6 protein-coding genes are annotated in these 6,699 nt (G+C 59.8%); 3 read left to right on the top strand and 3 right to left on the bottom strand.

Annotated features, from left to right (window positions below; translation table 11 throughout):
- Nucleotides 1–384: 384 nt before the first annotated feature.
- The 3 genes from BFP90_RS03130 (at nucleotide 385) to BFP90_RS03120 (ending at nucleotide 1,654) form a co-directional block, all read left to right on the top strand.
- On the top strand, nucleotides 385–840 hold the full coding sequence (locus BFP90_RS03130) for a YkvA family protein (RefSeq protein ID WP_065895930.1): 456 nt from the start codon (nucleotides 385–387) through the stop codon (nucleotides 838–840).
- A gap of 107 nt (nucleotides 841–947) precedes the next feature.
- The gene (locus BFP90_RS03125; protein WP_065895929.1) at nucleotides 948–1,286 is read left to right on the top strand and encodes a helix-turn-helix domain-containing protein; all 339 of its coding nucleotides are present in this window, start codon (nucleotides 948–950) and stop codon (nucleotides 1,284–1,286) included.
- Nucleotides 1,283–1,654 (top strand): hypothetical protein, encoded by a 372-nt coding sequence (locus BFP90_RS03120; protein ID WP_005786715.1) that lies wholly within the window; start codon nucleotides 1,283–1,285, stop codon nucleotides 1,652–1,654. Before BFP90_RS03125 ends, BFP90_RS03120 begins: the two co-directional genes overlap by 4 nt.
- Here the strand turns inward: BFP90_RS03120 and BFP90_RS03115 are convergent.
- The 3 genes from BFP90_RS03115 to BFP90_RS03105 all read right to left on the bottom strand — a co-directional run bounded on the left by BFP90_RS03115 (nucleotide 1,651) and on the right by BFP90_RS03105 (nucleotide 6,669).
- A complete protein-coding gene (locus tag BFP90_RS03115; protein ID WP_065895928.1) occupies nucleotides 1,651–3,414 on the bottom strand; it encodes a bifunctional diguanylate cyclase/phosphodiesterase in 1,764 nt (587 codons plus the stop codon). The genes BFP90_RS03120 and BFP90_RS03115 overlap by 4 nt on opposite strands.
- Before the next feature lie 119 nt (nucleotides 3,415–3,533).
- Complete coding sequence (locus BFP90_RS03110; RefSeq protein WP_240995381.1) at nucleotides 3,534–5,615, bottom strand: carboxy terminal-processing peptidase; 2,082 nt, start codon at nucleotides 5,613–5,615, stop codon at nucleotides 3,534–3,536.
- A 400-nt stretch (nucleotides 5,616–6,015) separates the two neighbouring features.
- Nucleotides 6,016–6,669, bottom strand: a complete 654-nt coding sequence (locus BFP90_RS03105; RefSeq protein ID WP_065895927.1) for an HAD family hydrolase — start codon at nucleotides 6,667–6,669, stop codon at nucleotides 6,016–6,018.
- Nucleotides 6,670–6,699: the final 30 nt, after the last annotated feature.

The raw sequence follows: 6,699 nt of genomic DNA, 5'->3' as shown, positions 1-6,699 counted from the left end.
GATTCAAGCCTGCGTTCGGCCAGCGTGGTTTGACGGGGCGCTTAAGATCAAAAGCAGATCAAGATCAAGATCACGAGCGGCTCGCTTCGCATCGTGGTTACGGTTGGGCACTGCGCAGGCATGTCAGCTGTCACGTTTAAGCCTCTGCAAATCCGAACGAACGTCCTCAAGTTGACACAGTCTGATATTAGGCCCGAGCACGGGTAGCCGCACAGACCTGCCAAGTCAATGAAATATTGGGATTTTCTGATGTGCGCAAAAAACGCCCGATCTGACTGCAGGCCTTGTAGTCCGTGGCTTTCAGCCATGAAAAAAGGCTCTGTTCACAAGGTTATCCACAATTTGTGTGGATAACCTTTCTGTCGTATGGAACTGGAGTGACACATGAAACCACCCTTCAATTTCACCCGTTTCCTGCCTATAGCCGCACGCTTGCTGGGGCGTGGTCGTTTGCCAACCCTGCTGTTTGCTGTCGCGGCCAAAGGCTCGAGCCAGGGCAATCGGTTGGGCCAGCTCAAGGATGACCTCAAGCTGCTTCAGGCCCTGTGCCTGGCTTACTGGCGCGGCGAGTATCGGGCGATCAGCCCCAAGGCGCTGATTTCGGTGGTGGCGGGGCTGATGTACTTCGTCAGTCCGATTGACGCGATTCCGGATTTTATTCCCATGTTCGGTATGTTCGACGACATCGCCGTGCTGGCCTGGGTCATGAAGACCCTGAGCGGGGAGCTCAGCGCGTTTCGCGCCTGGCGCGAGGCGCAACGCCCGGAAAAGCTGGCCGTGGTCGAACGTCTTCCGGCCACACCCGAGCTGCTCGCCCAGGAAAACCCACAAAAAAACTGATGCTTTGGGCTATCCCCTGCGACCTCCGTGGCTGTTAGGATTACACTTCCAAGGAAGGAGTAAGGAAATTACTTACTTGGTAAGTGTTTTTATCCTACGGGGCAGTCATGGATATCCAGATCATTTCACGTAATGGCGAACCCGAATATGCGGTGTTGCCATGGGACAAGTACCAGGCGCTGCTGAAAGCGGCCGGTCAGCAACAGCCCACACTGGCTTCTTCCCCCGCCGCACCGATTACTCCCGACCAGGACGTGCACCCGCTCGCAGCCCTGCGCGGCCTGCGTGAAGCCAAGGGCCTGGCGATCGAAACCCTGGCGCGCACAGTGGGTATCAGCCCCTCGTATCTTGGTTTGATCGAAAGGGGTGAACGACAGCCGGATGCCGCCATTCGCCGCAGCCTGGCCTGGGAATTGGGCGTTGCAGGTTGGAGGGATGAATCTTGAGCCTACGTATCAGCCGTCAACATTGGGATGGCTTACTCAACGAACTGGACCAGGCGCGCCGTCAGCGCCATCTGCTGACCTACCGTGCGCTGCTTGAGCGCCTGCAATTCCCGACGCCGGCGATGCAGACCCTGGCCGCCGCCCTGGAGCACCTGGCGGCGCTGGACGCCAAGGCCGAGCAGCCGCTGCGCAGTTCCCTGGTGATCAGCCAGGGTGCCAGCCGCCTGCCGCGCACCGGGTTCTTTGAATGCGTGGAGCGCCTGGGGCGTTTCAGCGGGCCCTCCGACGGTGTGGCCGCCGCTTCCTGGCACGCTTCGGAGGTGGTGCGGGTGTTCGAGTACGAATATCCCGAATCCGCCGAGGCTTAAGCCGGCAGCAGGTCCAGGCTGTCGATCACATGGATGCTGTAACCGGCGATGTCCTTGGCCTGGTGCTTGGCCTGCGACGCCAGCTCCGCCAACTGGCTGGCATCGAGTTGTGCACAGGCCTGTGGATACAAATGCACCACGCCAATCGACAGTGAAAGCAAGGGGAATTCCTGGCGCACGCCCTGGCGGTTGAGTGCGGTGAAGCAGCCGGCGTCGAGGTGCTCGGCGCGGTAGAAACGTCGGCATTGGGTGTGAAAGTCGTCCAGCAGTTGATTGAGCCGTTTGCGCCAGTCCTGTGGGCCCAGCACCAGCAGAAAGTCATCACCACCGATGTGCCCGACAAAGTCGCGGCTGGGATCGACCCGGTCGTTCAGGCACTGCGCCAGGCACAACAGCACCTCATCCCCGCGCCCATAACCATAGATATCGTTGAACGGCTTGAAGCTGTCGATATCCACATAGCAGATCACCGACTCACGCTGTTGCTGCAGCAGGCGCGTCAGGCACTGCTGGATCGGCACGTTGCCCGGTAGCAGCGTGAGCGGGTTGGCGTAGCGCGCCTGCTGGATTTTCAGTTCGGTGATCAGTTTGAGCACATCGATGACCCGTCCCAGGCCCAGGTAGTCGCCATTCAATGTAATGATGAAATCTTCTTCGATGCGTTGCCGCGCGCGGCTGGTGAGCAAGCGGCTGACCTGTTGCAGGGACTGGCTCAACTCCACGGCCAGGAAGTCATCGCTCATCAGGCGGCTGATCGGCTTGCGGGCGAACAGGTCGGTCGCGAAGGGTTTGAGCAGCGCGTCCGACAGCGAGTGTCGATGCACGATACCCACCGGGTGGTCGCGGGCATCGAGCACCGCCAGTGAGTTCAGGTTGGCCTGGCGACGGAATGCTTCGAGCACCTGGGCGGTTGCCGTGTCTTGATCCACCGCCGGCTGTTCAATGAGCAGCGCGCTGAGGTCACTGGCTTCTTCATTCAGGGCGATATTGGCGTGGTCCGGCTTGGGCAGCATCAAGCGTGCTTCCTGCGGTGGATGCTCCTGAGGCCGGCAGAGCAGGTAGCCCTGGACCAGGTCCACGCCCATTTCCGTCAACACCGCCAACTCTTCCGGCAGTTCAATGCCTTCGGCGATCACCTGGGCCCGGGAGGCCTTGGCGATCTGCATGATCGAGCCGACAAATTCGCGTTTGAGCGCGTCCTGGTGGATGCCGTCGATAAAGTGGCGGTCGATCTTCACATAATCCGGGCGTAGCTCCGACCATAACCGCAGGCTGGAGTAACCGGCGCCCAGGTCATCCAGGGCAATGGCAAAGCCCATGTCGCGATAGTGATGTAACGCGGTCTGCAACAGCTTGAAATCATCGGTGGGCGTCTGCTCGGTGAGTTCGATCACCACCTGGCTGGGGGGAATACCGAACTCGCGCAGCAATTGCAGGGTGCGCCCCGGTTGGTGCGCCGTCTCCACCAGGGATTCCGGTGAGATATTGAGAAACAGCTTGCCCGGCAGCTTCTGCGCGCTGAAGCGCCGGCAGGCACTCTCGCGGCAGGCCATTTCCAGTTCGCTCAGGCGCCCGGCATGGCTGGCGATGGAGAACAGGGCGACGGGGGAGTGCAACGGGCTGTTGGACGGGCCGCGACTGAGGGCCTCGTAGCCGAGGATGCGGCGTTCAGACAGGCAAATGATCGGTTGGAACAGGCTGTGCAAACTGCGTTGAGCCAGGATAGAGCCCAATGCATCCAGCTGTTCGGTCATGGTCATGGCACTCTCGGTCGAAAAAAAAGGACCGCAGGCTTGAAACCTGCGGTCCTTATATTTCACGACAGAATGATGTCTATATGATGACACTCCAGGGAGCAATCACATTAAATTGACATCATTTACTGCTTGGCTACCTGCTTGGTGATTTTCAGGTAGTCCAGCAGGATGCGACCGGTCTCGGCCAGATAGGCGTCGTCTTCCGGCTTGGTTTTTTCCGCCTCGGTCGGCAGCGCATCTTCATCTTCTTTCTTCAGTTCCTTGAGCGGGTCCTCGCCCTTGGCCTTGCGGCGCACGTTTTCCAGCACCAGTTGTTGATTCTCGATGTCGGCGTGCTGCTTGCGACGGTCCGCTTCGTTGAGGCTGACGGTTTTCTCTTCCATCAACTTCTTGGCCAGGGCCAGCTTGTCGCGGATGAAGACGAACTCGGCGTCCTTGGCGGAGCGCGTGTCGTGGTCAGCTTTCAGCTGTGCCAGGAACGGCTTGAACGGGTCGGATGCCGGCTTGATCGCAGGGCGGATGGTGTCCCACGGCATGGCTTCGGGCAGGGCGCTCTCGCCGATTTCCTTGGTGTCGATGATCGACGGGAAGTCGATGTCCGGCAGTACGCCCTGATGCTGGGTGCTCTGCCCGGAAACCCGGTAGAACTTGGCCAGGGTCAGCTTGAGTTCGCCGTGGTTCAGCGGCTGGATGGTCTGCACGGTGCCTTTGCCGAAGGTCTGGCCACCGATGATCAGCGCACGGTGGTAGTCCTGCATGGCGCCGGCGAAGATCTCCGAGGCCGAGGCCGAGAGACGGTTGACCAGCAACGCCATCGGGCCTTTGTAGAAGGCGCCCGGGTTCTCGTCTTCGAGTACGTCGACACGGCCGTCGGCATTGCGCACCAACACGGTCGGGCCCTTGTCGATGAACAGGCTGGTCAGCTCGGTGGCTTCCTGCAGGGAACCGCCGCCGTTGTTGCGCAGGTCGATGACCACGCCGTCGACTTTTTCCTTCTGCAGCTCAGTCAGGATTTTCTTCACGTCGCGGGTGGTGGACTTGTAGTCCGGGTCACCGGCGCGGAAGGCCTTGAAGTCCAGGTAGAAGGCCGGGATTTCAATCACGCCCAGCTTGTAGTCCTTGCCATCCTGCTTGAGGTTGAGGACTTTCTTCTGCACGGCCTGGTCTTCGAGCTTCACCGCTTCACGGGTGATGGACACGATCTTGCTGGTCTGGTCGTTGGGTGCATTGGTGTGCGGAATCACTTCCAGGCGCACCACGCTGCCCTTGGGCCCGCGGATCAGCTTGACCACTTCGTCCAGGCGCCAGCCGACCACGTCGACCATCTCTTTGTCGGCCTGGGCCACGCCGATGATCTTGTCGGCCGGGGCGACCTGCTTGGTCTTGTCCGCCGGACCTGCCGGCACCAGGCGCACGATCTTGACCTGGTCATTGTCGCTTTGCAGGACGGCACCGATGCCTTCCAGGGACAGACTCATGTTGATATCAAAATTTTCCGCGTTATCTGGCGACAGATAATTGGTGTGCGGGTCGTAGGACATCGCGAAAGTGTTGATGTAAGCCTGGAAGATGTCTTCGGCACGGGTCTGGTCCAGGCGCGCCAGCTGATTCTTGTAGCGCTTGGTCAACAGCTCCTGGATGGCCTTGGGCTCTTTGCCGGCGATCTTCAGGCGCAGCACTTCGTCCTTGACGCGTTTGCGCCACAGGTCGTCGAGCGCGGCGGTGCTGGTCAGCCAAGGAGCGTCCTTGCGGTCCACCAGAAGGGTTTCCTTCTCGGTGAAATCGAGCTTGTCGATGCCTTTGTTCAACTCACCCAGGGCGAAGTCCAGACGCGCTTTGACGCGGTCCAGGTAACGCTTGTAGATGGTGAAACCGGGCTGCAGGTCGCCGCTTTTGAGGAGGTCGTCGAACTGGGTCTTCCACTTGTCGAACTCAGTGATATCACTGGCCAGGAAGTAGCTGCGCGACGGGTCCAGCAGCTTGAGGTAGCTGTCGTAGATGATCACCGAGCGTGCGTCGTCCAGCGGCGGCTTGCTGTAGTGATGGCGCTTGAGCAACTCGACGACGTTAAGGCTGGCAATCACCTCATCGCGATCAGGCTGAAGGTTGTCCCAGCTATTGGCTGCGAACGTATTGGTCGACATCGACGCGAAGCCGAGACCAATGAAAAAAGCGAGGGCGGTGCTGGGGAACAGATGCTTCATGCTGATTCGACGCGGGGGCAATTGATAACGCATATTAGGCCGTCTTTGAGGGAGCCGGTTCCATATGGTCCGGTCGCATAATGCAAAAAGCCCGACGCTACTGCAACGGGCTCAGTCCGGACTCACTATGGAGGCACTGTGAGAGCATTGCAAGGCGTCGAGGGTCATGTCGAGCGGTGTAAGAGCTCGGTCCTACCTGCAATGTAGGTCAAGTTCGCGTTCGCGTGTTGGAAGCGGGCGCTCATCGTGTTGAATATTCCGGAGTTGTAATAGGGCCTATGTAGGAGGGGGCTTGCCCCCGATAGCGGTATGTCAGTGAAGAATGTTTCATCTGATCCACCGCCATCGGGGGCAAGCCCCCTCCCACATGGGGATCTTCTACCGGGAGATATCCGTGGGTTCAGGCCCAGTGGTGAATCGGCCAGCCCGCCTGTTCGGCGTGGGCCCGCAATACCGGGTCGGGGTTGACCGCCTGTGGGTGATCCACCTTCAGCAATAACGGCAGGTCATTGCGCGAATCCGAGTAGAAACAGGCACCTTCCAGGGTTTCGCCTTCCTGCTCAAGCCATTGCAGCAAGCGCGTGATCTTGCCTTCGCGGTAAGTCAGCACGCCCTCGGTCTTGCCGCTGTACACCCCGTGGCTGACCTCCAGCTCGATGCCCAGCACTTCGTCGATGCCGATGCGCGCCGCAATCGGCGTGACCAGGTGCGTGCCCGAAGCGGAGATCACCAGGATCCGGTCTCCATTGGCGCGGTGTCGGGCGATGGTTTTGGTCGCGTCGCTGTAGATCAGCGGCTCGATCACGTCCTCGACCCAGGGTTCCACCAGGTGTTCGATCTCTTGCGGGGTGCGGCCGATCATCGGCTCCAGGCTGAAATCCATGAAATCCTCCATGCGCAGCTCGCCTCGGCCGTAGGCCGCCATCAACTCGTCGTTCCTGCGCATGAATGACTCAGGGTCGACCCAGCCCAGACGGCCCATCTGCGCGCTCCACAAGGTGGCGCAGTCGCCATGGATCAGGGTGTCGTCCAGATCAAAAATTACCAATGCCATCCGAAATGCTCTCTCATTCAGTCGTTGCCC

It is taken from the genome of Pseudomonas sp. 24 E 13, assembly GCF_900004715.1.
In the GTDB taxonomy this organism is placed as follows: Bacteria; Pseudomonadota; Gammaproteobacteria; order Pseudomonadales; family Pseudomonadaceae; genus Aquipseudomonas; species Aquipseudomonas orientalis_A.
This window is presented reverse-complemented; position numbering and strand designations above follow the sequence as displayed.

Excerpts from the sequence above, each read along its gene's own strand:
- BFP90_RS03125 (WP_065895929.1), top strand. The coding sequence starts at position 948 with ATGGATATCCAGATCATTTCACGTAATGGCGAACCCGAATATGCGGTG.
- BFP90_RS03130 (WP_065895930.1), top strand. The coding sequence starts at position 385 with ATGAAACCACCCTTCAATTTCACCCGTTTCCTGCCTATAGCCGCACGC.
- BFP90_RS03105 (WP_065895927.1), bottom strand. The coding sequence starts at position 6,669 with ATGGCATTGGTAATTTTTGATCTGGACGACACCCTGATCCATGGCGAC.
- BFP90_RS03115 (WP_065895928.1), bottom strand. The coding sequence starts at position 3,414 with ATGACCATGACCGAACAGCTGGATGCATTGGGCTCTATCCTGGCTCAA.
- BFP90_RS03110 (WP_240995381.1), bottom strand. The coding sequence starts at position 5,615 with ATGAAGCATCTGTTCCCCAGCACCGCCCTCGCTTTTTTCATTGGTCTC.